Genomic DNA, 26,119 nt, shown 5'->3' with positions numbered 1-26,119 from the left:
ATGGAGGCCCTTGGCACCCCTTCCTAGGTTCTCCCCGTCGGCCCCCGCCGCGCGATCCGCGTGACCGGTGTTCCCGGAGCCGACCCCCACCGAGGAGAACCATGTTCCTGACCTACCTCAGGCGCGAACTCACGAACCGCAGAAAGCAGACGGTCGTCATCGCGGTCGGGATGGCGTTGGCCATCGCGCTCGTCGTGATCGTGTCGTCCATCGCGAGCGGCGTGCAGTCCGCCCAGTCCAGTGTGCTGCAGTCCGTGTACGGCGTCGGCACCGACATCACCGTCACGAAGACCGAGACCCCCACGTCGAGCAGCACCGGACGGCCGTCGTTCGACTTCGGCGGTGACGCGTCGGACGGCAACTCGTCCGACGGCGGCTCGACCGACGACAACGGCTCGACGGACCTGTCCCAGTCCCGCCTGGCCGTCTCCCGTGGATCCGGGACCCTGAGCGCCGCGGACGTCGAGACGGTCGCCGGCACCGACGGCGTCGCGGCCGCGACGGGCGTGCTCACCCTCGAGAACAGCACGTTCTCCGGTCAGGTGCAGCAGGCCGACGGCAGCGACAGCAGCAGCGGTGCGGCGCAGGGTGCCCCGCCGAGCGACGGTGGCCAGGGCGGTGGCGGGTTCGGTGGCGGCTCGTTCAGCGTCGACTCGTTCACCGTGACCGGCATCCCGGTGTCCGGCGACACGGTCGGCCCGCTCACCAGCACCGAGACCACGAAGGGCCGCACCTTCACCACGGCGGACGCCGGCGAGGACGTCGTCGTGCTCGACTCCGCGTACGCGACGAGCGAGTCGAAGACCGTCGGTGACACGATCTCGATCGGCGGCGAGGACTTCGACGTCATCGGCATCGTCGCCTCGACCGGTTCCGCGTCGACCACGGGATCGAACACGTACGTCCCGCTCGACACCGCGCAGGAGCTCGCGGACCTCGACGGCGAGGTGACCTCGATCTACGTCTCCGCCGGGTCGTCCTCGGACGTCGCGACCATCAAGACCGCGCTGCAGGACGAGCTCAGCAGCGCGACCGTGTCCACCGAGTCCGACCTCGCGTCGAGCGTCTCCGGCTCCCTCGCCACGGCATCGACCCTCGTGTCGAACCTCGGTCGGTGGCTGTCGATCGTCGTCCTGGCGGCGGCCTTCCTCATCGCGATCCTGTTCACCATCTCCGGCGTCACCCGACGGACGCGTGAGTTCGGCACCCTCAAGGCGATCGGCTGGTCGAACGGCCGCATCACCCGACAGGTCGCCGGCGAATCGCTCGTGCAGGGTTTGATCGGCGGCGTCATCGGCGCGGCAGCCGGACTCGTCGGCATCCTCGTCGTGAACGTGATCGCCCCCACGGTCTCGGCGAGCGCGGCCAGCAGCAGCCGGACCGGTCCCGGCGCGGGCGGCGGCATGCCGGGCAACGCGGCGAGCGCGGCAGCGGGCAGCAGCACGAGCGGGGGCGCTCCAGCCGGCGGGTTCGGCGGCGGCGGTCAGAGCGCCGCGACCACCGACGTCGTCCTGCACGCACCCGTCACGGTCGAGGTGATCCTGCTCGCGATCGGACTGGCGGTCCTCGGCGGGCTGCTCGCCGGCGCGATCGGGGGGTGGCGAGCCTCCCGTCTGCGTCCCGCGGCAGCGCTGCGGAGCGTGGCGTGATGCCGCGACGTCCCACCTCCACGACCTCGACACCAGCACCCTCGACGACTGCCCCAGGAGCATCCATGACCACCACCGAGAGCGCGCCCGCACGGGGCGACGTGCCCACCGCCTCCCGACCGGTGTACCGCCTGTCGGGCGTGACGAAGACCTACCGGCAGAAGAACCGGACCGTCACCGCCCTGGCGGGGGTGGACCTCGAGATCCCGCAGGGGCAGCTCGTCGCCGTGCAGGGGCCGACCGGTGGCGGCAAGTCGACGTTGCTGCAGATGCTCGGCGCGCTCGACCGGCCGAGCACCGGGTCGGTGCAGCTGGGCGACCGGGACCTCGCGACGCTCGGCGACCGGGCGCTCACGGACGTCCGGGCGACCGAGATCGGCTTCGTGTTCCAGGGCTTCAACCTCATCCCGACGCTGACGGCCCTCGAGAACGTGGAGACCGCGTTCGCCGGGTCCCTCGCGAACCGCTCGCGCGCCGAGGTCCGCGAGCGGGCGACCGCCGCACTGCACGGGGTCGGCCTCGGCGAGCGGCTCGACCACCTGCCGGCCGAGCTCTCCGGCGGGCAGCAGCAGCGGGTCGCGATCGCCCGCGCGCTCGTCAAGGACCCGAGCGTGCTCCTCGCGGACGAGCCGACCGGGGCGCTCGACGAGGGGACGCGCGACGAGATCATGGGCCTCATCGAGCGGCAGTGGCGGGACCGCGGGCTGACGGTCGTCATCGTGACACACGACTCAGGGGTGGCGCGGCGCGCGGAGCGCCGGTTGCACATCGCGCAGGGCCGGGTGCGTGACGTGTAGCCGAGCGTCCGGGCGGTGGGCAGCGCTCAGTCGGCGACCGGGTAGTCGCAGTAGGCGAACCACGACGAGTCCGGCGCCCACGGCGGCACGTTGACCGTCCCCTGCCCGCCGTCGAGTGCCACGAGCGTCTCCGGCAGGACCGCGATGCGTGCCCCGGAGGCCAGGACACCGGGCAGCAGTCGGAGCTCCACGCGGTGGTCGGCCGGGTGCCCCTGCACGCCCGGCTCGTACGACAGGTAGAGCAGGTGCGCGCCGTCCGGGGAGACGTGCGGGAACCAGTTCACCCGCTCGTCGCCACTGATCGGCACGGGGCCGGTCGATCCGGCTCCGTCCGGTCCGGTCCGGAGCGCCGCGATCTGTGCGGTGCCGGGCGTGAACCGCTCGGTGTTGAACAGGAGCGTGCCGCCGTCGGGCGTCCAGGCGCAGCCGTCGTCGGGGTGCTCGTCGCGGGTCACGAACGTCGTCGCTCCGGTACGCGGGTCGACGACGGCGACGTCCGTCGTCCACACGCCGGCCTCGGTCCGTTCGCCCACGATCGCCGCCAGGGCGGAACCGTCGGGAGCGATGCCGTGCAGGTAGTACTTCCGCACCACGGGCAGGGCCGCGGCCGTGTCGGTGATGCGGGACCCGGGACCGCCGGCCGGCAGCGGCACGCGGTACAGCTCACCGTCGCGGGCGCTCACCACGACCGACTCCCCCGACGGATCGAGCACGTGGTCGTTGTTGATCTCCGGCACGCCGCCCATCGGCACCGGCACGAGTGCGGTCTCGTCGAGCACCGTCCCGGGCGGCGGCACCGGCAGGAGCCACAGGTCGCCGTCGCCGTTCAGCACGAGGGTGTCCACGTCGAGGACGTTCGGCGCCTCGACGAGCACGGAACGGGACTCGAAGACGAGGCGGGCGCTCCGTCCCTCGACGTCGTACACGTGCACGCGGCTGGTCTGTCCGGTCAGCAGCTGCCGCCCGCGGGTCTCCGTCATGCGTCCATCCTGTCGTCTCGTCGGGCAACGCGGACGGGAGGTGCGGTGCGGGCGGACCCGCACGGCACCTCCCGTCAGGGGGTCGTGGCTACTTCACCGCGCCGGCGGTCAGGCCGGCGACGAACTGGCGCTGGACCACGAGGAACGCGATCACGACCGGGATCGACACGACGAGCGAGGCCGCCATGATCTGGTTCCAGTACACGTTCGTCTGCGTCGAGTACTGCTGCAGACCGACCGCGAGCGTCGACCCGAGGCCGTTCGTCATGACCGAGGCGAAGAGCACCTCGCCCCACGCGGTCATGAAGGAGTAGATCCCGACCGCGACGAGACCCGGGCGGGCCGACGGCAGGATGATCCGGAACAGGGCACCCATCGGGCCGGACCCGTCGACCATCGCGGCCTCGTCGAGCTCGCGCGGGATCGTCTCGAAGTAGCCCGCGAGCATCCAGATCGAGAACGGGAGCGTGAACGTCAGGTACGTGATGATGAGCCCGAGCCAGCTGCCGACGAGCTGGATGCCGAGCGAGTTGCCGAGGTTCGTGAAGATCAGGAACAGCGGGAGCAGGAACAGGACGCCGGGGAACATCTGGGTCGACAGCACCGTCGTCGTGAAGGCGCTCTTGCCCTTGAAGTCCCAGCGCGAGACCGCGTAGGCGGCGAACGTCGCGATGATGAGCGAGAACACCGTGGCGACCGTGCACACCACCAGGGAGTTCACGAAGTACCGCGCCAGCGGGACCGTCGACCACATGTCGATGAACGGCTGGATGGTGATGTTCGACGGGATCCAGGTGAAGTCGTCCTGCACGTCGCCGAGCGGCTTGATCGCGGTCGTGACCATCACGTAGAGCGGCACCACCGTGAAGACGGTGAGCAGCGCGATGACGATGATCTTGAAGGACTTTGCGCCCACTGTTTCACGCACGGACGGACCTCCGGTTGGTGACGGCCAGGTAGATGCCCGTGACGACGAGCAGGAAGAGGAGCAGCAGCACGCTCATCGCGGCGCCGGACCCGAAGTTCCAGGTGATGAACGAGGCGTTGTAGATGTGGAAGCTCAGCAGGTCCGCGGCCGGGGGCTGCGCGGTCGACCCGAACAGCACGAACGGCGTGTTGAAGTCGTTGAACGTCCAGAGGAACATCACGAGCACGAGGGTGACGTTGACCGGGCGGACCATCGGCAGGGTGATCGAGCGCCACTGTCGGAACGGCTTCGCACCGTCGACCGAGGCGGCCTCGTACACGTCGGCCGGGACGGACTGCAGGCCCGCCATGAGCATGAGGAACGCGAAGGGCCAGGTCTTCCAGATGGCCACGACGACCACGGCCACGAAGGCGTTGTTGCCGATGAGCCAGAACGGGGCACCGCTGCCGAACAGGTGCAGCTGGTCCACCAGGACGTGGTTGATGGCACCGGAGTCACGCTGGAACATGAACTTCCACGTGATGACGCCCGCGTACATCGGCAGGGCGTAGGGGATGAGGAACAGCGTGCGGAAGAGCCCGCGGCCGGCGAACGGCTTCTGCAGTGCGACCGCGGCGGCCATGCCGAAGCCCCAGGACAGGCCGACGACCAGGATCGTGAACCCGCAGGTGATGAGGAACGAGCTGAGCAGTCCGCGCCCGATGGCCTGGTCGAAGTCCACCGCGACGGAGTAGTTGCGCAGGCCGGCGAACGGGGCGGCACCCCAGTTCGCGATGAAGTACTTGGTGAGCTGCACGAAGCTGATCCAGATGCCGACGAGCATCGGCACGATGTGGATGAGCAGCTCGAAGAGGATCGCGGGACCGACGAGCGCGTACGGGAGCCACGTGACGCCACGCTTCCCGCGGGGCGACGGACCCGAGAGGGTCGGCGCCTTGGTGTGCGTCAGGTCGATGGCCTCGGAGTCTGGCAGGACCGTCGTGGACATGGGCAGGCCTTCCGGCTGGGTGGGAGGGTTCGAGGAGGGGGGCGGGAGGCCCGGACGCGACCTGTCGGACGCGTCCGGGCCTCCCGTCAGGTCAACCTGCGGCCTGGGAGACCTGGTCCTGGGCCGTCTGCAGGGCGTCCTTGATGTCCTTCTCGGACACCGTCGAACCCGTGGCGATCTTGGCGAACATCTCGTTCATCGCCTTGCCGACCGTGGACTCGAACTGGTCCTCGGCGGGGACCAGCGGGAGCGGCTTCGCCTTGTTGTTGTAGATGTCGAGGAACGTCTTCGTCTGCTCGTCCGAGACGGAGTCAGCAGCTTCGGCGAGCACCGGCAGGGCCGAGTACGGCTTGTCCAGCGTCGTCTGCGTGTCCATGCTCGTCATGTACTTGACGAACTTCAGCGCGCCGTCCTTGTTGTCGGTGTTCTTGAAGATCGACAGGTTGATGCCGGCCGGGAAGCTGGCGATGTCCTCGCCACCGGTCGGCGCCGGGAGCGGCACGACGCCGAACTCGTCGGACTTCATGCCGAGCGACTCGATCGTGGTGTTCGCGTTGTTCTGGTTGAGGATCATCGCGGCCTTCTTGTTCGCGAAGTCCGCGACCGACTGGTTCGCGTTGTCGTACTGCGCGTTCGACGGGTTGGCCGCCTTGCTGTCCTGCATGAGGTCGAGGTAGCGCTTGATGCCCTCGACGTTCTCCTTCGACGTGAAGGTCGGCTTGCCGTCCTTGTCGAACCACTCGCCGCCGTTCTGCGCCGAGTTGATGAACGCGAAGTGCGCGTTCTCGGTGTAGGACCCACCGGCGAGGCTGAAGCCGTACTTGCCGTCGGTCGTCAGCTTCTCGGCGGCCGAGACGAGGTCCTCCCAGTTGGTGGGCGGCTCGACGCCGGCGTCGGCCAGCATCTGCTTGTTGTAGAACAGGCCGTACGCGAGGCCGTAGAGCGGGACGCTCGTGACGGTCTGACCCGGTGCGCCACCGGTCGAGAGCGCGACCTTGCCGAACTTGTCGGCACCGCCGATGGCCTTCATCTCCGCGTCACCGAACTCCTGGAAAGCGCCGGTGGCCTGGAGCGAAGTCGCCCACGTGTTGCCGATGTTGACGACGTCCGGGCCCTGGCCCGAGGTGACGGCGGTCTGGATCTTCGTCTGCAGGTCGTTCCACCCGATGACCTGGAGGTCGACCTTGATCCCGGTCTCGTCGGTGAACTTCTTGAGGACGGGGGTCAGCACCTCCTTGTCGTTCTCGAGGGAGGTGCCCTGGTTCGACGCCCAGTAGGTGAGCGTCTTCGAGTCGCCCGATGCGCCGGAGGACCCGGAGGAGCAGGCGGCGAGGCCCGACACGGTGAGTGCCGCGGCCGCGGTGATGGCCAGTGCGCGGATGGCAGTGCGCATGACTCTCTACTTTCTCGTCGTTGAGATGGTGCAGGAAGTGGTGCTGGATCGTGCTGGGTGGTGCTGGATCGTGCTGGGTGCTGCTGTGGAGGGTGGGGCAGGCTGGTCAGACCAGGGTCTGCTCCGCGGGGTCCCAGCCCTCGGGGAGGGTCGGGGAGGGTTCGACGGTGCTCTCGACGAGCACGGTCTCACCACGTTCGGCGGCCTCGGCGATGGAGACCATCACGTCGAGGACGTGGAAGGCGAGGGCGCCGGGGACCCGGTTCCCTTCGCCGGCACGGAGGGAGCGGGCCAGGTCGACCACGCCCGTCCCCCGCGAGTAGGTGGACCCGACGGCCGGGATCGTCTCGGGTTCCTCGGCGCCGAGCGCGTACAGCTTCGTGTCGCCGTCGAACTCGTTCGGGTCGGGGAACACGACGGTGCCGGTCTCCCCCGCGATCTCGACGAAGCCGGTGCGGCCGCGGTCGGACTCGAACGAGAACACGCTCTGCGCGCTCCCGCCGTTCTCGAACTGGATGAGCGCGGAGTGGTTCGTCGGGACCTCGACGGGGAACTCGGTGCCCGCCTTCGGCCCGGAGCCGATCGTGCGGGTGGCGCGGGACCTGGACGCGGTGGCGGTGACCTTCGCGACGGGTCCGAACGCCTGCACGAGCGTCGTGATGTAGTACGGACCGATGTCGAAGAGCGGGCCGGCGCCGTAGGCGAAGAGGAACTCGGGGCTCGGGTGCCAGGACTCCGGGCCGGGGCTCTGGAAGAGGGTCAGCCCGTTCAGCGGCGTGCCGATGCGACCGTCGCGGATCGTGCGGAGTGCGGTCTGGAGGCCCGCCCCCAGGAACGTGTCCGGCGCGACCGACACGGTGCGGCCGGCCGCGACCGCGGCGTCGCGCAGCTCCGCCGCGCTCTGCCGGTCGAGCGCGTAGGGCTTCTCGCCCCAGACGTGCTTGCCGGCGCGGAGCGCCTGCAGCGCCACCTCGACGTGCGCCGCGGGGATCGTGAGGTTCACGACGATCTCGATGTCGTCGATCGCCAGGAGCTCCTCGACGGTGCCCGATCCGGCGACGCCCCACTTCTCGGCCTGCGAGGCCGCCCGGGGCAGGTCGATGTCGGCGATGAACAGCACCTCGACGTCGGGGAAGACGGTGAGGTTCGACAGGTACTGGTCGGAGATGACCCCGGCGCCGATGACGCCGACGCCCACGCGGCCCGCGGCGCTCATGCGTCCGCTCCGGCGAGGAAGGCGTACGAGTCGCGGACGGCCTGGACGACGTCGCCGTCGTGGTCGTCGAGCTCGATGACCTGCTGCGCCTGGGGCGCGGCCGCGATGATGTCCCGGACCGGCATGACGCCGGTGCCGACGGCGACCTGCTGCTTGTCGTCGTGCGAGCCGTCGCCGTCCTTGACGTGCAGGAAGCGGACCTGGTCGCCGAGCCGCCCGAGGACGGCCACCGGGTCGTCCCCGCCGACCTTCGCCCAGTAGGTGTCGAGCTCGAGGACGACGTCGTCGGCGAGGGCGCCGGCGAAGACCTCGAAGGCGCTCGTGCCGTCGATGCGGTTCGAGAACTCGAAGGCGTGGTTGTGGTAGCCGAGCACGAGGCCACGGTCGGCGGCGCGCGGGACCAGTTCGTTGAACTGGCGGGCGATCGCCTCGACGTCCTCGCGGGTGGTCCAGCGGGCCTCGTCCACGTGCGGGTCGATGAGCGTGCCGAGGCCGACCGTGACGCTCGCGGCGAGGATGCGCTCGAGGTCCTGCTCGTCGGCGTCCAGGAGACGTGCGTGCCCGCTCGGCGCGACCAGGCCGGCCTGCTGCAGGGCGGCCGCGTACTCGTCCGCACGGTCGACGAAGCCGAAGAGTTCGACGTTCGTGAAACCGATGTCGGCGATCGTCGCCAGGGTTCCGGGGAGGTCCGCCGACAGCGCGTCACGCACTGTGTACAGCTGGACCGAGAGCGGTTGGGTCACCGTGTGTTCTCCTCATCGAGACGTGGTCGTCACTGACCGATCGTCACACTATGGGTGCTTCTGTCGGCGGTCAAGCAGAAGTTCGAACGAGTTCGACGACCTTCGTTGCGTGGCTCGGAGGATGTGTGGTTCACTCCGGACATGGTCGACATGACTCGGACGGCAACGTCGCCGCCGGTCGGGACGAGTGAGCTCTTCCAGATCCTGCGTGACGGTGTGCCGCGGACCCGTGGCGAGCTCGCCGCCCTGACGGGGATGGCCCGCTCGACCATCGGCGTGCGGCTCGACGCCCTCGCCGATGTCGGACTCGTCGGGGCGGTCGACACCGCGGCGTCCACGGGCGGTCGTCCACCCGCCCAGATCGCCCTCCGTCCCGCCGCGCGGCTCGTCGTCGCGGCCGACCTCGGCGCCTCGCACGGCCGGGTCGCGGTGACGGACCTCGTCGGCACCCCGCTCGCGACGCGTGACGCCAGCATCGACATCGCGGCGGGACCCGTTCCGACGCTCGAGTGGCTGATCGGCGTCGTCGACGAGCTCCTCGACTCGGTCGGCCGGGCACGCGACGACGTGATCGCGATCGGCATCGGCCTGCCGGGCCCCGTCGAGTTCTCCACCGGTCGCCCTGCGAACCCGCCGATCATGCCGGGCTGGGACGGCTTCGACGTGCCCGGTTGGCTCCGGCAGCACGTCCGCGCGCACGTGCTCGTCGACAACGACGTGAACATCGCCGCACTCGGCGAGCGGGCGCACGGCTGGCCGGACCTCGACCACCTGCTGTTCGTGAAGGTCGCCACCGGCATCGGCTCGGGCATCGTGTCCGAGGGACGGTTGCAACGCGGCGCCCAGGGCACCGCCGGGGACATCGGGCACGTCCGGGTCTCGCGCGCCGGGGACGTGCCCTGCCACTGCGGCAACACCGGGTGTCTGGAGGCCGTCGCCTCCGGTCCGGCGATCGCCAGGGCCCTCCGCGCCAAGGGACACGACGTACACACCAGCGCGGACGTCATCGACCTCGTGGGCCGTTCGGACATCGACGCGATCGGTGCCGTCCGGCAGGCCGGCCGCGACATCGGCGAGGTGCTCGCCACGTGCGTCTCGCTCATCAACCCGTCGGTCATCGCGCTCGGCGGCTCGATCACGCAGGCCGGAGAGCACCTGCTCGCGGGTGTCCGCGAGGTCGTGTACTCCCGGTCGATGCCGCTCGCCACCGAACACCTCGTCATCGCGCAGTCGCGCGCCGGCTCGATCGCCGCGCTGCAGGGCGCGGCAGCCCTGGCCATCGCGTACGCCCTCTCCCCCGCCGGCGTGGACGAACTGGTCACCCTGTCCGAGGGGCGGCAGCTCGTCTCCTGAGCGCGGTGACCTGCCAGCGCGCCGGATCGGCCGCGCGCCGGTTTCGCCGGTGCCGGTGGTCGGGTGGACAATCATCCGGTGACGATCGTGCAGCCCACCCTGTGGGGCGACCTGGATGACGGGTGGGAGGCCCAGCCCGGCTCCGGCACGTCCCCGTCCGCGCCGGCACGGCCGAGCCGCAACGCGTTCACGTCCCTGCGCGGGCACACCGAGCGCATCGTCGCGCATTCGTCGGACCGGGTCGCCTGGCTCCGCGCGCGGGCGATGGGGATCACCGCCACCGACGTCGCACGCCTCGCCTCGCTCCGCGCCGTCGACGCCGTCGTCGCGGACAAGCGCTACGGCTCCCGGTTCGCCGGCAACGTCTACACCGAGCACGGCAAGGAGCGGGAGCCCGTCATCGCCTCGTGGGTGGCCGCCACGCACGGGATCCTGCCGTCGGCCCACCTGTTCCACGCCGCCACGAACCGAGCGCACCTGGCGACGCCCGACGGTGTCGGACAGGACCGTGACGGCCGGCTCCTCCTCGCCGAGATCAAGACGACCTCGTCCGGCTGGAAGCGCGTCCCACGGCACTACATGCGACAGGTCTGGTGGCAGCAGTACGTGCTCGGCGCGGACCGCACGCTGTTCGTCTGGGAGACGCACGACGACTTCGTGCCGGTCGCCGACGAGCCGGAGTGCCGTTGGATCGACCGCGACGACGACGCGATCCGCGGGCTCATCGTGCTCGCCGACCTCGTGCTCGACCGCCTGCGCGACGCTCGCTGACCCGCACCACCCGGAGCCGACTCAGCGCCACGACGACGAGTCCCATCAGCCCGATGAACACGGCCACACCGAGGCAGTACAGCGCCACGGCCCCGTAGCCGGATGCGGGGTCGAGGAACGGGTACGGCACCCAACCGTCGGTGGCGCCGCGGGTGACGACGACCACGAGCCAGACCGCCGGGTAGACGAGGAACCACCACACGTCCCGGGCCAGCAGCCGACTCCGGTCCGAGAACAGCACCCAGTCGAGCACCACGATCAGCGGCACCCAGCGGTGCACGACGTCGTTCGACCAGGACGCCCCCAGCGGTTGGCCGACCTCTGCCAGGAGCGTGTTGTAGACGAGCCCGGTCGTCGCGATGTACACCGTGGCCGCACCGCGGAACAGGTCGAGCCGTCGGCCGGTCGGACGGTCGCCGAACGCCGCGACGACGGTCAGCGTCCACACCACCGCGACGAGCAGGTTCGACTGGTTCGTGAAGTACCCGAAGAAGTCCCAGAACACGAAGTCGTCGCGCAGCGCCCCCTGCAGGTCCGTCACCACCGCGGCGACGGCGACGACGGCGACCACGAGTCGCAGGCTGTTCACGAAGGTCCGCACCCCACAACGGTAGCGGGGACGCCGAGGGCGTGCGGAACGACGAACGGCCCGCACCTTCCGGTGCGGGCCGTTCGTGTGGAGCCGTGGATCAGGCCAGGACGTTGACGTCCAGCGGGATGCCCGGGCCGAAGGTCGTCGAGACGGCGCCCTTCATGATGTAGCGGCCCTTGGCAGCGCTCGGCTTGAGGCGGACGACCTCGTCGAGCGCGGCGGTGATGTTCTCGTCGAGCTGCTCCGGGGTGAACGAGGCCTTGCCGACGACGAAGTGCACGTTCGCGTGCTTGTCGACGCGGAACTCGATCTTACCGCCCTTGATGTCGTTCACGGCCTGGGCCACGTTCGGCGTCACGGTGCCGGTCTTCGGGTTCGGCATGAGGCCGCGCGGGCCGAGGACCTTGCCGAGACGACCGACCTTGCCCATGAGCTCCGGGGTCGAGACCGCGGAGTCGAACGAGGTGTAGCCCTCGGCGACCTTCGCGATGAGCTCGTCGCCACCGACCTCGTCGGCGCCGGCGGCGATGGCGGCCTCAGCGGCTGCACCCGTCGCGAAGACGATGACGCGGGCGGTCTTGCCGGTGCCGTGCGGGAGGATGACGGTGCCGCGCACCATCTGGTCCGCCTTGCGGGGGTCGACGCCGAGCTTCAGCGCGACCTCGACGGTGGAGTCGGTCTTCGCCGAGCCGGTCTCCTTCGCGAGGGCGACTGCCTCGGTCGGGGTGTAGAACTTGTCGGCCTCGATCTTCGCGGCCGCGGCGCGGTACGCCTTGGACTTCTTCGCCATGGTGGTCTCCTTGCGAGATACGTGGTTGGCGAGCCGGCGCGGCTCTCCCACGGTGAGTACTGGGGTGTGTGGGGTGAGGCTCAGGCCTCGACCGTGATGCCCATCGAACGAGCGGTGCCGGCGATGATCTTCGTCGCCTGCTCGATGTCGTTGGCGTTCAGGTCGGCCTGCTTGGTCTCGGCGATCTGACGGATCTGGTCCGCCGTGATGCGTCCGGCCTTCACCGTGTGCGGCGTCGCGGAACCCTTGTTCACACCCGCTGCCTTCTTGATGAGCTCGGCGGCCGGCGGGGTCTTGAGGATGAACGTGAACGAACGGTCCTCGTAGACGGTGATCTCCACCGGGATGACGTTGCCGCGCTGCGACTCGGTCTGGGCGTTGTACGCCTTGCAGAACTCCATGATGTTCACGCCGTGCTGACCGAGCGCCGGACCGATCGGCGGTGCCGGGTTGGCGGCGCCCGCGTTGATCTGCAGCTTGATCAGGCCCGTGACCTTCTTCTTCGGTGCCATGTTCCGTTTCCTCCTGGATTCGAACGCACGGGGACCCGTGCACTCTCCCGCGTCTCCGGCGGATCCGGATCGCGGTCACGGATCCGCAGCGCACGAGGCGCGCGGACCCAAACTCAGACAGTGTACTGGACGTTCGCCAGTACTAGAGCTTCGTGACCTGGTCGAAGCTGAGCTCGACCGGGGTCTCGCGCTCGAACAGCGAGACGAGGACGGTGAGCTTGCCGCTCTCCGGCTTGATCTCGGAGATCGAACCCGGCAGGCCCGCGAACGAGCCTTCCTTGATGGTGATGGTCTCGCCGACCTCGAAGTCGACCTCGGCCTGCGGCTGGGCCTGCGCGGCACCGCCGGACTTCGAGCCGCCCTTGGTCGGAGCGGCCTCGGCGACCTGCACCAGGGACTTCAGCATGCCGAACGCCTCGTCGAAACGGAGCGGCGTCGGGTTGTGGGCGTTCCCCACGAAGCCGGTGACACCCGGGGTGTGCCGGACGACGGACCACGAGTCCTCGTTGAGGTCCATGCGGACGAGCACGTAGCCGGGGATCCGGACGCGGGTGACCAGCTTGCGCTGCCCGTTCTTGATCTCGACGACGTCCTCCATCGGGACCTCGGCCTGGTAGATGTAGTCCTCCATCGACATCGAGACCATGCGGTTCTCGATGTTCGCCTTCACGCGGCGCTCGAAGCCCGCGTAGGAGTGGATGACGTACCACTTGCCCGGCTTCATCCGGAGCTCGGCCTTGAAGGCGTCGTACGGGTCGGCCTCGACCGGCTCGGCGTCCGCGTCGTCCTCGAGCGCGTCGGCGGCTTCCTCGGCCGCGATCGTGGCGTTCGCCTCCGCAGCGGTCTCGTCCTCGAGCTCGGACTCCTCCTCGTCCTCGACGGCCTCGACGGCGGCCTCTGCCTCGTCGGCGGTGTCGATCTCGAGCGCGTCGTCGACCACCGCGTCGGCCTCGGGGTCGCGGGCCTCGGCCAGGGCGCCCAGCGTCTCGTCGAACTCGGCGGCGACGGTGCCGTCGTCCGGCTCGTCGCTCAGGCCGAGGGACTCGTCGTCCTCGTCGTCGACGGAGATCGCGCGCTCCTCGGCGGAGTCCGTCGAACGGAGCTCGCTCGTCTCGACGTCGCCTTCCTGGTTCTCCTCGACCTCGGAAGACTGCTCGGCAGCGGTCGCGAGGTCGATGTCGTCGCGGGAGTAGTCAGACACAGTCGGTTCTTTCCGTTCGATGGTGCGGATCGGGTTGGCACTCGCGTTCCGGGCGGGGAACGGGTCGCCGTCTCCGGGAGACCGTACCCCGAGGAGGACCGGAACGGTCGGACCTGCGGTCAGTCCGGGCGCGCCAGGGATGCGGTGCGCCGGGGTTCATGCCGGCTGGGTCAGGCCGTGGGGCCGTTGCCGAACACGTAGCCGACGCCGAGACCGAACACGAAGTCGAGGACCGACACGAGGATCATCATGACGACGACGAACACGAGCACGACGCCCGTGTAGCTGAAGAGTTCCTTGCGGGTCGGGGTGACGACCTTGCGCAGCTCACCGAAGACCTGGCGGATGAACAGTGCGATCGCGGCGAACGGACCGCGCCGCTGAGCGCGATCGACCTTCGCCTGGGCGACGACGTCGTCCGTCGTCTCCACTTCTTTGCTCGCCACTTCTACCCTTCCCGATGTGCAGGGCGGACAGGACTTGAACCTGCAACCTGCGGTTTTGGAGACCGCTGCTCTACCAATTGAGCCACCGCCCTTCGGAACGACCCACCCCTGGGGGTGCCGGATGTTCCTGGTGGCGAGTCCGTCGACCCTGGAGGGGCCTCCGGATCTGCGACGGAGCGCATGATCCGGCGGACTTCGACCGCCGCAGGACAGTGTACGGGAGTCGCGGCGACGGTGTCCACTTGGCGGGTGCTCCGGCGCGGCGCGTCGCTAGGCTGGCCCCGTGAGCACCGACGCCGTCAACCCGCAGCCCACCGACCGCCCGACCACCGACGCAGCCCCGACCACCGATCGGCCGCGCATCGCGTCGCGGATCGCCGCCATCGCGGAGTCGGCGACGCTGAAGGTCGACTCCAAGGCCAAGGCGCTCAAGGCCGCCGGCCGTCCGGTCATCTCCTTCGCTGCCGGTGAGCCGGACTTCGCGACCCCGCAGCACGTGGTCGACGCGGCCGTCGCGGCGGCACAGGACCCGGCGAACCACCGCTACACACCGGCGACGGGCCTCCCGGAACTCAAGCGTGCGATCGCCGACAAGACGGCCCGCGTCTCCGGCGTCACGGTCGACCCCGCCCAGGTGATCGTCACGAACGGCGGCAAGCAGGCGGTGTACCAGGCGTTCCAGACCGTCGTGGACGAGGGCGACGAGGTCCTCCTCCCCGCGCCGTACTGGACCACCTACCCCGAAGCGGTCCGTCTCGCCGGTGGTGTGCCCGTCGACGTCTTCGCCGGCAGCGACCAGGGCTACCTCGTGACCGTCGAGCAGCTCGAGGCCGCGCGCACCCCGCGGACGAAGGCCCTGCTGTTCTGCTCCCCCTCGAACCCGACCGGCGCGGTGTACTCCGCCGAGCAGACCCGCGCCATCGGCGAATGGGCGCTCGAGCACGGGATCTGGGTGATCAGCGACGAGATCTACCAGGACCTGGTCTACGACGGCATCCGGTTCTCCGGCGTCCTCGAGCAGGTGCCCGCGCTCGCGGACACCACGATCCTGGTGAACGGCGTCGCCAAGACCTACGCCATGACCGGCTGGCGGGTCGGCTGGATGATCGGCCCGGCCGACGCCGTGAAGGCCGCGTCGAACCTGCAGTCGCACCTGTCCTCGAACGTGTCGAACGTCTCGCAGCGTGCGGCGATCGCGGCGCTCACCGGGCCGCAGGAGCCGGTCACCGCCATGCGCGACGCCTTCGACCGTCGCCGGAAGGCCATCGTCGCCGGGCTCAACGCCATCCCCGGGTTCGTGACGCCGGAGCCGGAGGGCGCCTTCTACGTCTACCCCGACGTCACGGCACTGCTCGGTCGTGAGTGGGCCGGTTCGACGCCGACGACCACGCTCGAGCTGGCCGATCTCGTCCTCGAGCACGCCGAGGTCGCGGTCGTCCCGGGCGAGGCGTTCGGTCCGTCCGGGTACCTCCGCCTGTCCTACGCCCTCGGCGACGACGACATCGCCGAGGGCGTGGCGCGCCTGGCCCGGCTCTTCGGCTGACCGTCGGGGACGCGCTCGTTCAGTCGAGCAGGTCCCCGACGACGACCGGCTCCGGCACCAGGGTGACGCCGAAGCGGTTCGCCACGGTCACCTGCACGTAGCGGGCGAGCTCGGCGACCTGGGCAGCCGTCGCTCCCCCGCGGTTCGTCAGGGCGAGCGTGTGCTTCGTGGAGATCGCCGCGGAGGAGCCCGGCACGCCGTAGCCGCGGTGCACGCCGGCGTGTTCGATGAGCCACGCGGCACTGAGCTTCACGTCGTCCCCGGCGGGCCACCGCGGTGCGTCGAGCGGCATGGTCTCGGCGAAGCCCCGCGAGACGATCGGGTTCGTGAAGAACGACCCGGCGCTCCAGGTGTCCGGGTCGGCGTCGTCGAGGACCATGCCCTTCGACGAGCGCAGACGGAGGACCTCGGCCCGGACGTCGGCCGGCGCGACGCGGGTGCCGAGCTCGACACCGAGCGACCCGGCGAGCTGCGCGTAGCGCACCGGCACACCGTCCGCGGTCGCGGTCCCGAGCCGGAACTCGACCGTCAGGACGGCGCCGCGCCGTCCGTGCTTGAGCGTGCTCGTGCGGTAGCCGAGCGCGAGCTCGGCCGCCGGGACCCAGGACCGCTCGCCGGTCTCGGCGTCGAGGAACTCGACCGCGGTGAGCACGTCGGACAGCTCGACCCCGTAGGCGCCGATGTTCTGCACGGGGGACGCGCCGACCGTGCCCGGGATGCCGCTCAGGGCCTCCAGTCCGGTCCACCCGCGCGCCACGGTGGTGGCGACGAACTCGTCCCACGGCTCCCCCGCCGCCACGCGCACGGTGACGCCGTCCTCGTCCGCCTCGTGCGTGATGCCCCGCGTGCGGACCACCACGACGGTCCCGGGGAAGCCCCCGTCGGCCACGAGCAGGTTGCTGCCGCCGCCGACCACGAGCCAGTCGTCGTCCGACCAGGCGTCGACCACGTGCGCGACGAGGTCCTCGGTGGTCTCGGCGACGAGCAGGCGGCCGGCAGGACCGCCGACGCGCAGGGTGGTGAGCTCGGCGAGCGTCGTCTCCGCCACGGTCAGTGGAACGCCACCGTGACCTGTGCCTTGCCGAGCACGGTCTGCCCGGCGGCGGTCACGGTGAGGTCGATGCGGCGGGGGCGGCCCTGCTCGTCGAGCGTGCCGACCTTCGCGACGACGCCGACGTCGGCACCGTCCCGCGGGTCGACGACGACGGGGCGGGTGAAACGGACGCCGTAGGAGGCGACCCAGCCGCGGTCGCCGAGCCACTCGGACACCGGCTGGACCGCGAGGCCCATGGTCAGCATGCCGTGCGCCAGGACACCGGGGAGGCCGACCTCCGCCGCGACGTCGTCCCGGTAGTGGATGGGGTTGAAGTCCCCCGAGGCCCCGGCGTAGCGGACGAGCGAGTCGCGGGTGAGGTGGACCTGCCGCTCGGCGACGACCGCACCGACCTCGAGCCCGGACGTGGTGTCGGTCATGCGTCATCTCCTCGGACGACCAGGGTGGACGTGGCGGTGACGACGGGCGCGCTGTCCGCGTCGACGACCGCGGACTCGGCGGTGACCATGGCGTTGCCGCCGAGGGTCTTCACGCTCGTCACCCGCAGTGTGGCGGTGAGCTCGTCCCCGGCGACGATCGGACGCTCGTAGGCGAACTCCTGCGCACCGTGCACGACACGGGAGAAGTCGATGCCACCGTCCGGCTCGGCGAGGAGCTGTGCGAGCGTGGCTTCCTGCACGACGACCGCGAAGGTCGCCGGCGCGACCACGTCGCCGTGACCCGCAGCACGGGCCGCCTCGGGGTCGGAGTGGATCGGGTTCGTCGCGAAGACGGCACGGGAGAACTCACGCACCTTCTCACGACCGACCAGGTACGGCGGGGCCGGCGGGAACGTCCTGCCGACGAGCTCGGGGTTCACTGACACCACGGCAGTCTACCGAGCCGCTCGGTCACGGGGCTTAGATGAGTTTGCATCGGTTATGCTGGCGACACCGGTCGGGGGGCGGCCGGGCGGGTCCGGCGGGAGTGGCCATGGAGACGACGACCGAGTACGCGGTGCGCGAGGACGACCGGGGCACCGCCGTCGAACTCGTCGGGACGGCCCTGCGCGCCGACGGCCATCGCGTCACCCACGGGGACGACCGACTCGTCGTGTCGAGCGGCGACCGTGTCCTCACCGCGCTCCTCGGCGCCCTCGTGCACCCCGCGCGGCAGTACCGCCGGTACGAGCTCGCGCTGTCGTCGACCCCGGGGCACGCCGTGCTGACACTGCGGCACGCCGACCACGGCGCCGCGGTGGCCGGCGGACCGATCGGCGCCCGGCGTCGCCACGCAGCCTGGCACCGGACGGCCGCTCTGGTCGAGGCGAGCCTGCACGACGGCGGGGTCCTGGTGCACCGGACGGACCGGCTGGACACCTCCGGCATCGCGGACCGCGACCACTGAGCGGCGACGCGCCGGCGCGACCTGGGGTCGGACAGCCGGCGACGACGAAAGCCCGGCGCTGGTGCGCCGGGCTTCCCGTCGTTGCGATCGTTCTGCACGGTACCGACCGTGCCGGTACCACTGGTAGCGAGGGCGGGACTTGAACCCGCGACACCACGATTATGAGCCGTGTGCTCTAACCAACTGAGCTACCCCGCCAGGGATCCGCGGTGATCAGCACTGCGGGAGTGATCACACTGCGAGTCGGAGCCCCGAGTCAGGATTGAACTGACGACCCCTTCCTTACCATGGAAGTGCTCTACCACTGAGCTATCGGGGCGAGTACCGCGAGCGGCACCACACGAGGATAGCAGACCCCCGGCGCTGGTCTGGAACCGACCGTGACGCCCGGGCGCGCCGTCCTCGTGGATACCGACCGCGTGCACGTCGTGCGTGCGGACGGCATCCGTGCGGACTACTCCGCGTTGGCCTCGAGCCACGCCAGCGGGTCCACGGGGACGCCGTCGATGCGGATCTCGAGGTGCAGGTGCGGGCCCGTCGAGTTGCCCGTGCTGCCGACGAGACCGAGGATGTCCCCGACCTTCACCTGCTGGCCCTGGACGACCTCGAACGAGTTGTCGAGCATGTGTCCGTAGACGCTGACGAACTTCTTGCCGGCGACGTCGTGCTCGACCCACACGTCGTTGCCGAACGCACCGTCGTTCGCCTGGACCTTGATGACGGTGCCGTCCGCGACGACGCCGATCGGCGTACCGGCCCCGGGAGCGAAGTCGACGCCCTGGTGGAAGGTCGAGCAGAACGAGCACCCGGCGACCTGGCGACCGCCGAAGCCGGAGGAGATCGGCACGGCCGTCGGGAACGGCCAGCGGATGGCGCCCGACGTGTCCCCGGCGACGCTCGTGCCGGGAGCGGTGGCCACCCCCGCTGCACCGGCGACCCCGCTCGTGGCCACGCCGGGCTTCGGGCGGACGACGCGCTGCACCTGCGAGACCGTGTAGGCGTCGCGGTCGACCGAGCCCTCGACGGCGTCGCCGACGGAGAGCGACTGGACCTCCTGCACGGAGGCACGGACGGTCGCGGCGCCGGGCTGCGGCACGTAGAGCGCCTGCGCGGGGAGCGAGGTCGACACGACGAGCCCCGCGGTGAACAGGAGTGCACCGACGACCGTGACGCCCGAGGCCGTCCGGCGGAACGAGGCGCCGTGGCCCGGACGCGGGGTCGCCGCGGTGGAGCGGGCGATGTGCCGGGTGGCACGGTCGACGCGGGCACCGGCGGCGGGCGTCGTCCGACCCGTGGCACGCGCCGTCGTGCTCGTGCCGCGCTCCGGACCGACGGGGCGTCCGGCACGCTTCGCTCCGGAGGCACGCTGCGCGCCGACGCCGCGCTCCCGGGCGGCGGACCGCTCCGAGGACGTGGGGCGGTCGGACGCGGCGCCGCGGGGAGCCGTGGCGGCACGACGGGACGCCGGGGCGGCCTCCGCCAGCGGAGCGACCACCGGGGACGCCGGGGCCGGCGGGGTTCGGGGCGCAGCACTCGAGGCGGGGAGCACCGGGGACGAGGGAGCCGGCGGGGTCACCGGGCCGGAGTCCTGCGAGGTCGACCCGTTCGACGCGGTCGCTGCGGGACGGACGGCATCGTCCCGACGACGGCTCGGCTTGGCGGCAGCGCGTTCGGCTTCGATCCGAGCTCGTCTCGTCAGGTGCACGGACGGCGTCGCCTGGGAGGCGTCGCGGTCGATGGTCGTGGGCGTCTGCGAGGAGTCGAGCATGTGTTCGGTAGCGATCCTGAGTTCGAGGCACGGGCGCTCGTCGGTAACGAGCAGGTAACGGGACTCCAGAACGCTAGCAAAGGTCGGTGCTCCCCGCCAGTCGTGTGGTCGTCCGTGCAGGACCCCCAGAGCGGGTGGCGTCGCTCAGTCCCCGAGGACGTCCTCCTCGAGCGTGCGGACGAGGGTGACGAGGTCCTCCGCGATGCTCGGCGCGGCGAACAGGAAGGACCGCGTGTCGCCGGCCTCCCACGTCCGGACGACGGCCCCCGCGGCAGCGGCGACGATCGAGCCGGCCGCCATGTCCCACGGGTTGATGCCCCGCTCGTAGTAGGCGTCGACCGTCCCGACCCCGACCGCGCAGCAGTCGAGCGCGGCCGCTCCCCCGCGGCGCACGTCCCGCACCTCGGTGATGAGCCCGGCGAGGACCGCGGCCTGCTCCCACCGCCGGTCGGCGGTGTAGCCGAAGCCGGTCGCGACGAGGGTCTCCGCCAGGGACGCCGGGGCGGCGACCGCGACGGGCCGCCCGTCGAGGGTCGCTTCGCCGTCGGCCACCGCGCGGTACACCTGCCCGGTCGCGGGCGCGATGACGACCCCGGCGACCGGTTCCCACAGTGCCGGGTCGGGGACACCGCGCACGACCGCGATGCTCACCGCGTAGGCCGGGCTGCCGTACAGGTAGTTGACCGTGCCGTCGATCGGGTCGACCACCCAGGTCAGACCGGACGCACCGGCAGCGGCCCCGGACTCCTCGCCGAGGAAGGCGTCGTCAGGCCGGGCCGCGGCGATGCGTCGCCGGATCAGGGCCTCGACCTCGCGGTCGGCGGCGGTGACGACGTCGGCGATGCTCGACTTGCGGTCGGCGACCTCGACACCTTCCGCGCGTCGACGCACGGCGAGCGCGGCGGCCTCGCGGGCGATCGACTCGGCCAGGTCGGCGAGGGCGTCAGGGGCGTCGGTGACGATCTGGGCGTCTGTCATGCCCTCGATCCTGCCCCAGGCCGCCCGCGGACCCGCCGGGACGCGGACGGACCGCCGTCGAACAGAGCCGCGGGAACGCGGATGGCACCGCGAACACGGGAGGCACCGGGGACACGGGAGGCACCGGGATCACGATCGGGGGCGGGAACACGAACGGCCCCGTCCGGAGACGGGGCCGTGCTCCCAGCTTCCTGCTGGACGGTGGCGAGTGAGGGATTCGAACCCCCGGAGGCATACGCCGGCTGATTTACAGTCAGATCCCTTTGGCCGCTTGGGTAACTCGCCATGTGCGCACCCGGCCCGTGTCGTCACCGACCGAAGGCGCGGTGAAGAGCATAGCCGATGTCCGGCGGTGCTCGCGACCACGGTCGCCGCCGCAGCCGCGAGACGGGGCGGACCGGGCCTCCAGGCGGCCCGTCCCGGACCGGACCGGCGTTCTCCACAGCCGTGCGGCCCGGAGGAACGCGGCGTCGTGCTGCCGGATAGGCTGTCGGGCATGGCAGACAGCTCCTTCGACGTGGTCAGCAAGGTCGACAAGATGGAGGCGGAGAACGCCCTCAACCAGGCGGCGAAGGAGATCGAGCAACGCTACGACTTCAAGGGCGTTGGTGCATCGGTCGCGTTCAGCGGCGAGGACGTGCTCATCAAGGCCTCGACCGAGGAGCGTGCCCTGGCCGTCCTCGACGTGCTCCAGACGAAGGCGATCAAGCGCGGCATCAGCCTGAAGAGCCTCGACGCGGGTGACCCGTACCCGTCCGGCAAGGAGTTCCGCATCGACGTGTCGTTCAAGAACGGCATCGAGCAGGACGTCGCCAAGAAGATCGGCGCCTTCATCCGGGCAGAGGCGCCGAAGAGCGTGAAGAGCCAGGTGCAGGGCGACGAGCTCCGCGTGTCCTCGAAGAGCCGCGACGACCTCCAGCAGACGATCCAGCTGCTCAAGGGCGAAGACTTCGACGTGCCGCTCCAGTTCATCAACTTCCGCTGACCGCCCGCTCCTCCCCGCACCCGACACCGTGGAGCACTGGCTCGTCGTCGCACTCGTCGTCGTCCTCATCCTGTTGGACCTGGCGGTCCGGGCGTTCTCGCTCGTCTACGTCCCGATCGACCGCAAGCCGCAGACCGCGACCGCCTGGTTGCTCGCCATCTTCCTGATCCCGTACATCGGGTTCATCCTGTTCCTCGTCCTCGGGTCGACGAAGTTGCCCCGGTCCCGTCGGGAGAAGCAGACCGAGATCAACCGCTACATCCTCGAGCAGACCGAGGGCATCGAGCGCGTCCGCCGCGACCACCCCTGGCCGGCGTGGCTCGAGAGCATCACCCGCCTGAACCGTCAGCTCGGGGCGATGCCGCTGGTCGGCGGCAACCAGGCGGAGCTGTACCCGCACTACGACGACGCGTTCGCCGAGATGACCAACGCCGTGGACGACGCGCGACGGTTCGTGCACGTCGAGTTCTACATCGCCTCGCTCGACCCCACCACACGGCCGTTCTTCGAGTCCCTGGCGCGGGCGCGGGCTCGCGGCGTGACCGTCCGGTTCCTCATGGACCACTGGGCGAGCAAGAGCTACCCGCACTTCAAGGAGACGCTCGCGTTCCTCGACGCGGCCGGCATCGAGTGGAACCTGATGCTGCCGCTGCAGCCGTTGCAGGGGAAGTTCCAGCGTCCCGACCTCCGCAACCACCGCAAGATCCTGGTCGTCGACGGTTCGGTGGCGTTCACGGGATCCCAGAACCTCATCGACCGGTCGTACGACCTCAAGGCGAACATCGACCGTGGCCTGCGCTGGCGCGACCTGTTTGCCCGCTTCGAGGGTCCGGTCGTCGCCGGCATCAACGCGCTGTTCGTCACGGACTGGTACAGCGAGACCGACGAACTCCTGCTGCGCGAGAGCGATCCCGTGCACCGTGCCGACCGCGCGGACGCCCTGGACTGCCAGGTCGTCCCGTCCGGTCCCGGGTTCGACGGCGAGAACAACCTCCGCCTCTTCAACGCACTGCTGTACTCGGCGCAGGAGCGGGTGACGATCACGTCGCCGTACTTCGTGCCGGACGACTCGATGCTCTACGCCATCACGACGACGGCCCAGCGCGGGGTGCAGGTCGAGCTGTTCGTCGGGGAGATCGGCGACCACGCCATGACCTGGCACGCCCAGCGCTCCTACTACGAGGGCCTGCTGCGTGCGGGCGTGCGGATCTGGCTGTACCGCGCGCCGACGGTGCTGCACGCGAAGCACTTCACGATCGACGACGACGTCGCCGTGATCGGGTCGAGCAACATGGACATGCGCTCCTTCACGCTGAACCTCGAGATCTCCGTCATGGTGCGCGGCCGCACGTTCGTCCAGGCCCTGCGCGGGGTGCAGGACGACTACCGTGCGGCGAGCCGCGAGCTCACGCTCGACGAGTGGCTCGCGCGGCCCCGCCGGTCACGGGTCTTCGACAACATCGCACGGCTCACCGCAGCGCTGCAGTAGCGGGGCGGAGGGGCACCACCGACGCGACGGCTGCGGTCAGCCGTTCGAGCGGTCCGCGGCCGAGGAAGCTCCGCCAGGCCATCGCGAACAGCACGGCCCCGACGGTGAACGCCCACCAGGTCGTCGGCCCGTGCGGCAGCTCCGGCCACGCCGCGATGACGACGAGGTGCAGCGCGTAGACGCTGAGCGGCATCGACCCGACGGCGGCCAGCGGGAACGCGACCCGCGCGAGGACCGGACCGTGTCCGTCGAACACGAGGCGGCACAGGGCGATCACGGCGACGGCGACCGCGGCCGTGCCGACGACGTCGACGATCGACGACGAGTGGTCCCGCGGGGACAGGAACACCTGCGCGACCGCCTGCCCGGTGTCCGAGCCAGCCGGCACGAAGGGCACCCCCGGGAACGCACCGGTGGTGTCCGCGGGCACGGGCGCGGCCACAGCACCGACGACGTACGCGGCAACGGCGACCCCGGCGGCCGCCAGGAGGAGCACGACGTGTCGCACCGTGTCGGTCCCGTCCGCTCGTGAGCGGGTGCGCGCGACGGCGAGGCCGACGAACACGTACGCAGCGAACGTGACCACCGGGTAGACGAGTCCGAGCTGCACCCCGGCCATCCCGGCATCCGCGTACACGGGCAGGACCGCGATCACGACCGGTGCGGACGCGAGCGCACACGCCGCGGCGAGCACGAGCAACGCCCACGGCCGCCAGCGGAGGACGGGCAGCGCGAGCAGGAACAGCGCGCCGTACGTCGGCAGGACCACGTAGACCGGCGTGCCGAGCGTCATGAGCAGCAGCCCGACGGCGACCACGACCACGGCCCGGAGCGCCAGGCGGGCCCGGATCCGTCCGATCGTCGGCGGGCCGGGAGGCGCCTCCCGGCCGCTGACGAGTCCGATCGACACCCCGGCGAGGACGGCGAACAGCGCCGCCGAGCGACCGTTCACCACGGCGCTCCAACTCGCCGGGTCGGCCCAGTTGACCTGCTCGGCCACGTCGCCGACGTGCGCCGCGATCATGCCGAGCAGTGCTACCGCACGAGCGACGTCGACACCCACCAGGCGCCCGGACGACGGCGCGCCCGGCACCCCGGTGTGGGGTGCCGGGCGCGTTCCGGTCATGCTCAGCCCTGGGACCCGGCGCGGTTGCGGCGGAGCGAGACGTCGATCATCTCGTCGCGCGGTACGACCTTGACGCGTGCGCGGCCCTCCGCCTCGCCGAGCGCGATCTCGTGCTCGTCGAGCGCGTGCCATCCGTCCAGGTCGGTGAAGTCGACGCCGCGTTCGCGGAGGAGCGCCGGGACGGCCTCCTCGGACGGGTCCTCCGGCGTCCACCAGCTGCCCTGGTCGGTGACGATGTGCTGCACGGTCTCCATCGCGTCGGACTTCGTGTGGCCGATGAGGCCGACCGGACCACGCTTGATCCAGCCGGTCGCGTAGACGCCCGGGATCGGGGTGGCGTCGGCGTCGAGCACCTGACCCTCGTGGTTCGGGATGACGCCGTAGCGCTCGTCGAACGGGACGCCGGGCAGCGGCGAACCGACGTACCCGACGGCGCGGTACAGCGCCTGGATCGGCAGCTCCCGGACCTCCCCCGTGCCCTCGACGCCGCCCTGCCCGTCCGGACGGGTGCGCTCGTAGCGGATGGCGCGGACCTTCCCGTCCTCGTCACCGAGCAGTTCGAGGGGCTTCGCGTAGAAGTGCAGGTGCAGGCGGCGGCTGGCCGTGCCGACCTCGCGCTTCCGCCACTGCTGCAGGACACGGTCGATGACGGTGACCTGCTTGTTCGTCTGGATCGCGAGCTTCGAGGCCTCGTCGTGGTCGAAGTCCTCGTCGTACACGACCATGTCGACGTCGCGGAGTTCGCCGAGCTCGCGGAGCTCCAGCGGCGTGAACTTCACCTGCGCGGGTCCACGGCGACCGAACACGTGCACGTCCGTGACCGGCGAGGACCGCAAGCCCTCGTAGACGTTCGCCGGGATCTCGGTGGGCAGCAGGTCCTCGGCGTGCTTGGCGAGGATGCGGGAGACGTCGAGGGCCACGTTGCCGTTGCCGATCACCGCGACGCTCTCCGCCGTGAGCGGCCAGGTGCGCGGGACGTCGGGGTGCCCGTCGAACCAGCTGACGAAGTCCGCGGCGCCGTACGACCCGTCCAGGTCGATGCCCGGGATGTCGAGGTCGGCGTCCTTGATGGCGCCAGTCGAGAAGACGACCGCGTTGTAGTGCCGCTTCAGGTCGTCGAGGGTGATGTCCTGACCGAACCGCACGTTGCCGAAGATCCGGATGTCACCCCGGTCGAGCACGTCGCGGAGCGCGTTGACGATGCCCTTGATGCGCGGGTGGTCGGGCGCGACGCCGTACCGGACCAGCCCGTACGGGGCCGGGAGTTGCTCGAAGAGGTCGATCGAGACGTCGAAGCCACGTGCCTCCCGCAGGAGGATGTCCGCGGCGTAGATGCCGGCCGGACCGGCGCCGACGATGGCGAGTCGGAGGGTGGGCACTGATCGGTCTCCAGTTCGTTCAGGTCAGCGGACGCGGCCGAGGACCGCCGCC

26 protein-coding genes and 4 tRNA genes are annotated in these 26,119 nt (G+C 70.7%); 8 read left to right on the top strand and 22 right to left on the bottom strand.

Annotated elements, in window-relative coordinates:
- Positions 1-101: 101 nt before the first annotated feature.
- Both DEJ16_RS10940 and DEJ16_RS10935 read left to right on the top strand, forming a co-directional pair.
- Positions 102-1,649, top strand: coding sequence for an ABC transporter permease (locus tag DEJ16_RS10940; protein ID WP_110824617.1), 1,548 nt, complete (start codon positions 102-104; stop codon positions 1,647-1,649).
- A gap of 65 nt (positions 1,650-1,714) precedes the next feature.
- A complete protein-coding gene (locus DEJ16_RS10935) occupies positions 1,715-2,446 on the top strand; it encodes an ABC transporter ATP-binding protein (protein ID WP_220032687.1) in 732 nt (243 codons plus the stop codon).
- Between the two features lie 26 nt (positions 2,447-2,472).
- Here the strand turns inward: DEJ16_RS10935 and DEJ16_RS10930 are convergent, their stop codons facing one another.
- The 6 genes from DEJ16_RS10930 to DEJ16_RS10905 form a co-directional block, all read right to left on the bottom strand.
- The gene (locus DEJ16_RS10930; protein ID WP_110824618.1) at positions 2,473-3,426 is read right to left on the bottom strand and encodes a hypothetical protein; all 954 of its coding nucleotides are present in this window, start codon (positions 3,424-3,426) and stop codon (positions 2,473-2,475) included.
- An 88-nt stretch (positions 3,427-3,514) separates the two neighbouring features.
- Positions 3,515-4,354 carry a carbohydrate ABC transporter permease gene (locus tag DEJ16_RS10925; RefSeq protein WP_110824619.1) on the bottom strand — a complete coding sequence of 280 codons (840 nt, stop codon included), beginning with the start codon at positions 4,352-4,354 and terminating at the stop codon, positions 3,515-3,517.
- Positions 4,347-5,342: a carbohydrate ABC transporter permease gene (locus tag DEJ16_RS10920; RefSeq protein ID WP_110824620.1), complete on the bottom strand. Its 996-nt coding sequence runs from the start codon at positions 5,340-5,342 to the stop codon at positions 4,347-4,349. Before DEJ16_RS10920 ends, DEJ16_RS10925 begins: the two co-directional genes overlap by 8 nt.
- A 91-nt stretch (positions 5,343-5,433) precedes the next feature.
- Positions 5,434-6,735: an ABC transporter substrate-binding protein gene (locus tag DEJ16_RS10915; protein WP_110824621.1), complete on the bottom strand. Its 1,302-nt coding sequence runs from the start codon at positions 6,733-6,735 to the stop codon at positions 5,434-5,436.
- Positions 6,736-6,841: 106 nt separating this feature from the next.
- Entirely contained in the window at positions 6,842-7,951 is a 1,110-nt protein-coding gene (locus DEJ16_RS10910) for a Gfo/Idh/MocA family protein (protein ID WP_110824622.1), read from the bottom strand.
- Positions 7,948-8,694, bottom strand: a complete 747-nt coding sequence (locus DEJ16_RS10905; RefSeq protein ID WP_110824623.1) for a sugar phosphate isomerase/epimerase — start codon at positions 8,692-8,694, stop codon at positions 7,948-7,950. The genes DEJ16_RS10910 and DEJ16_RS10905 overlap by 4 nt, the downstream gene beginning before the upstream one ends.
- 141 nt (positions 8,695-8,835) lie before the next feature.
- Here DEJ16_RS10905 and DEJ16_RS10900 point away from each other — a divergent pair, with 141 nt between their 5' ends.
- Positions 8,836-10,047, top strand: coding sequence for an ROK family transcriptional regulator (locus tag DEJ16_RS10900; protein WP_258365934.1), 1,212 nt, complete (start codon positions 8,836-8,838; stop codon positions 10,045-10,047).
- A gap of 78 nt (positions 10,048-10,125) precedes the next feature.
- Positions 10,126-10,818: a YqaJ viral recombinase family protein gene (locus DEJ16_RS10895; RefSeq protein ID WP_181419559.1), complete on the top strand. Its 693-nt coding sequence runs from the start codon at positions 10,126-10,128 to the stop codon at positions 10,816-10,818.
- On the opposite strand, the gene DEJ16_RS10890 is transcribed toward DEJ16_RS10895, so the two are convergent.
- The 6 genes from DEJ16_RS10890 to DEJ16_RS10865 form a co-directional block, all read right to left on the bottom strand.
- On the bottom strand, positions 10,769-11,419 hold the full coding sequence (locus tag DEJ16_RS10890; RefSeq protein WP_110824624.1) for a Pr6Pr family membrane protein: 651 nt from the start codon (positions 11,417-11,419) through the stop codon (positions 10,769-10,771). The genes DEJ16_RS10895 and DEJ16_RS10890 overlap by 50 nt on opposite strands.
- An 88-nt stretch (positions 11,420-11,507) precedes the next feature.
- A complete protein-coding gene (gene rplA, locus DEJ16_RS10885; RefSeq protein WP_110824625.1) occupies positions 11,508-12,200 on the bottom strand; it encodes a 50S ribosomal protein L1 in 693 nt (230 codons plus the stop codon).
- 80 nt (positions 12,201-12,280) lie between these two features.
- Positions 12,281-12,712 carry a 50S ribosomal protein L11 gene (gene rplK, locus DEJ16_RS10880; RefSeq protein WP_110824626.1) on the bottom strand — a complete coding sequence of 144 codons (432 nt, stop codon included), beginning with the start codon at positions 12,710-12,712 and terminating at the stop codon, positions 12,281-12,283.
- 142 nt (positions 12,713-12,854) lie between these two features.
- Positions 12,855-13,913 carry a transcription termination/antitermination protein NusG gene (gene nusG / locus DEJ16_RS10875; protein WP_110824627.1) on the bottom strand — a complete coding sequence of 353 codons (1,059 nt, stop codon included), beginning with the start codon at positions 13,911-13,913 and terminating at the stop codon, positions 12,855-12,857.
- Positions 13,914-14,083: 170 nt separating this feature from the next.
- On the bottom strand, positions 14,084-14,359 hold the full coding sequence (gene secE / locus DEJ16_RS10870; protein ID WP_110824628.1) for a preprotein translocase subunit SecE: 276 nt from the start codon (positions 14,357-14,359) through the stop codon (positions 14,084-14,086).
- Positions 14,360-14,378: 19 nt separating this feature from the next.
- Positions 14,379-14,451 (bottom strand) — tRNA-Trp (locus DEJ16_RS10865).
- 269 nt (positions 14,452-14,720) lie between these two features.
- Here DEJ16_RS10865 and DEJ16_RS10860 point away from each other — a divergent pair.
- The gene (locus tag DEJ16_RS10860) at positions 14,721-15,902 is read left to right on the top strand and encodes a pyridoxal phosphate-dependent aminotransferase (protein ID WP_110824837.1); all 1,182 of its coding nucleotides are present in this window, start codon (positions 14,721-14,723) and stop codon (positions 15,900-15,902) included.
- A gap of 19 nt (positions 15,903-15,921) precedes the next feature.
- Here DEJ16_RS10860 and DEJ16_RS10855 read toward each other — a convergent pair whose 3' ends face one another.
- From DEJ16_RS10855 to DEJ16_RS10845, 3 genes are read right to left on the bottom strand one after another with little or no spacing between them, the layout of a single operon-like run.
- On the bottom strand, positions 15,922-16,950 hold the full coding sequence (locus DEJ16_RS10855; protein WP_110824629.1) for a UDP-N-acetylmuramate dehydrogenase: 1,029 nt from the start codon (positions 16,948-16,950) through the stop codon (positions 15,922-15,924).
- 2 nt (positions 16,951-16,952) lie between these two features.
- A complete protein-coding gene (locus DEJ16_RS10850) occupies positions 16,953-17,375 on the bottom strand; it encodes a MaoC/PaaZ C-terminal domain-containing protein (protein WP_110824630.1) in 423 nt (140 codons plus the stop codon).
- Entirely contained in the window at positions 17,372-17,821 is a 450-nt protein-coding gene (locus DEJ16_RS10845) for a MaoC family dehydratase N-terminal domain-containing protein (RefSeq protein ID WP_110824838.1), read from the bottom strand. The genes DEJ16_RS10850 and DEJ16_RS10845 overlap by 4 nt, the downstream gene beginning before the upstream one ends.
- A 107-nt stretch (positions 17,822-17,928) precedes the next feature.
- Here DEJ16_RS10845 and DEJ16_RS10840 point away from each other — a divergent pair, with 107 nt between their 5' ends.
- Positions 17,929-18,342 (top strand): hypothetical protein, encoded by a 414-nt coding sequence (locus DEJ16_RS10840; protein ID WP_110824631.1) that lies wholly within the window; start codon positions 17,929-17,931, stop codon positions 18,340-18,342.
- A gap of 121 nt (positions 18,343-18,463) precedes the next feature.
- Here the strand turns inward: DEJ16_RS10840 and DEJ16_RS10835 are convergent.
- The 5 genes from DEJ16_RS10835 to DEJ16_RS10815 form a co-directional block, all read right to left on the bottom strand.
- Positions 18,464-18,540, bottom strand: a tRNA-Met gene (locus DEJ16_RS10835).
- 49 nt (positions 18,541-18,589) lie between these two features.
- Positions 18,590-18,661: transfer RNA gene (locus DEJ16_RS10830), tRNA-Thr, on the bottom strand.
- A gap of 135 nt (positions 18,662-18,796) precedes the next feature.
- Positions 18,797-20,110: a M23 family metallopeptidase gene (locus tag DEJ16_RS10825; protein WP_110824632.1), complete on the bottom strand. Its 1,314-nt coding sequence runs from the start codon at positions 20,108-20,110 to the stop codon at positions 18,797-18,799.
- Positions 20,111-20,254: 144 nt separating this feature from the next.
- On the bottom strand, positions 20,255-21,088 hold the full coding sequence (locus DEJ16_RS10820; protein ID WP_110824633.1) for an inositol monophosphatase family protein: 834 nt from the start codon (positions 21,086-21,088) through the stop codon (positions 20,255-20,257).
- A gap of 202 nt (positions 21,089-21,290) precedes the next feature.
- Positions 21,291-21,373: transfer RNA gene (locus tag DEJ16_RS10815), tRNA-Tyr, on the bottom strand.
- 211 nt (positions 21,374-21,584) lie between these two features.
- Between DEJ16_RS10815 and DEJ16_RS10810 the strand changes: the two genes are divergently transcribed.
- Positions 21,585-22,073, top strand: coding sequence for a YajQ family cyclic di-GMP-binding protein (locus DEJ16_RS10810; RefSeq protein WP_110824634.1), 489 nt, complete (start codon positions 21,585-21,587; stop codon positions 22,071-22,073).
- A 28-nt stretch (positions 22,074-22,101) separates the two neighbouring features.
- Positions 22,102-23,562, top strand: coding sequence for a cardiolipin synthase (cls, locus tag DEJ16_RS10805; protein WP_110824635.1), 1,461 nt, complete (start codon positions 22,102-22,104; stop codon positions 23,560-23,562).
- On the opposite strand, the gene DEJ16_RS10800 is transcribed toward cls, so the two are convergent.
- Complete coding sequence (locus DEJ16_RS10800; protein WP_181419558.1) at positions 23,543-24,688, bottom strand: heparan-alpha-glucosaminide N-acetyltransferase domain-containing protein; 1,146 nt, start codon at positions 24,686-24,688, stop codon at positions 23,543-23,545. The genes cls and DEJ16_RS10800 overlap by 20 nt on opposite strands.
- A gap of 2 nt (positions 24,689-24,690) precedes the next feature.
- A complete protein-coding gene (locus tag DEJ16_RS10795) occupies positions 24,691-26,067 on the bottom strand; it encodes an FAD-dependent oxidoreductase (RefSeq protein ID WP_110824637.1) in 1,377 nt (458 codons plus the stop codon).
- Between the last annotated feature and the right edge of the window lie 52 nt (positions 26,068-26,119).

The organism is Curtobacterium sp. MCJR17_055 (assembly GCF_003224335.1).
Classification (GTDB): domain Bacteria; phylum Actinomycetota; class Actinomycetes; order Actinomycetales; family Microbacteriaceae; genus Curtobacterium.
The sequence above is the reverse complement of the archived record's forward strand: the minus strand, read 5'-3'. Positions and strand labels throughout refer to the sequence as shown.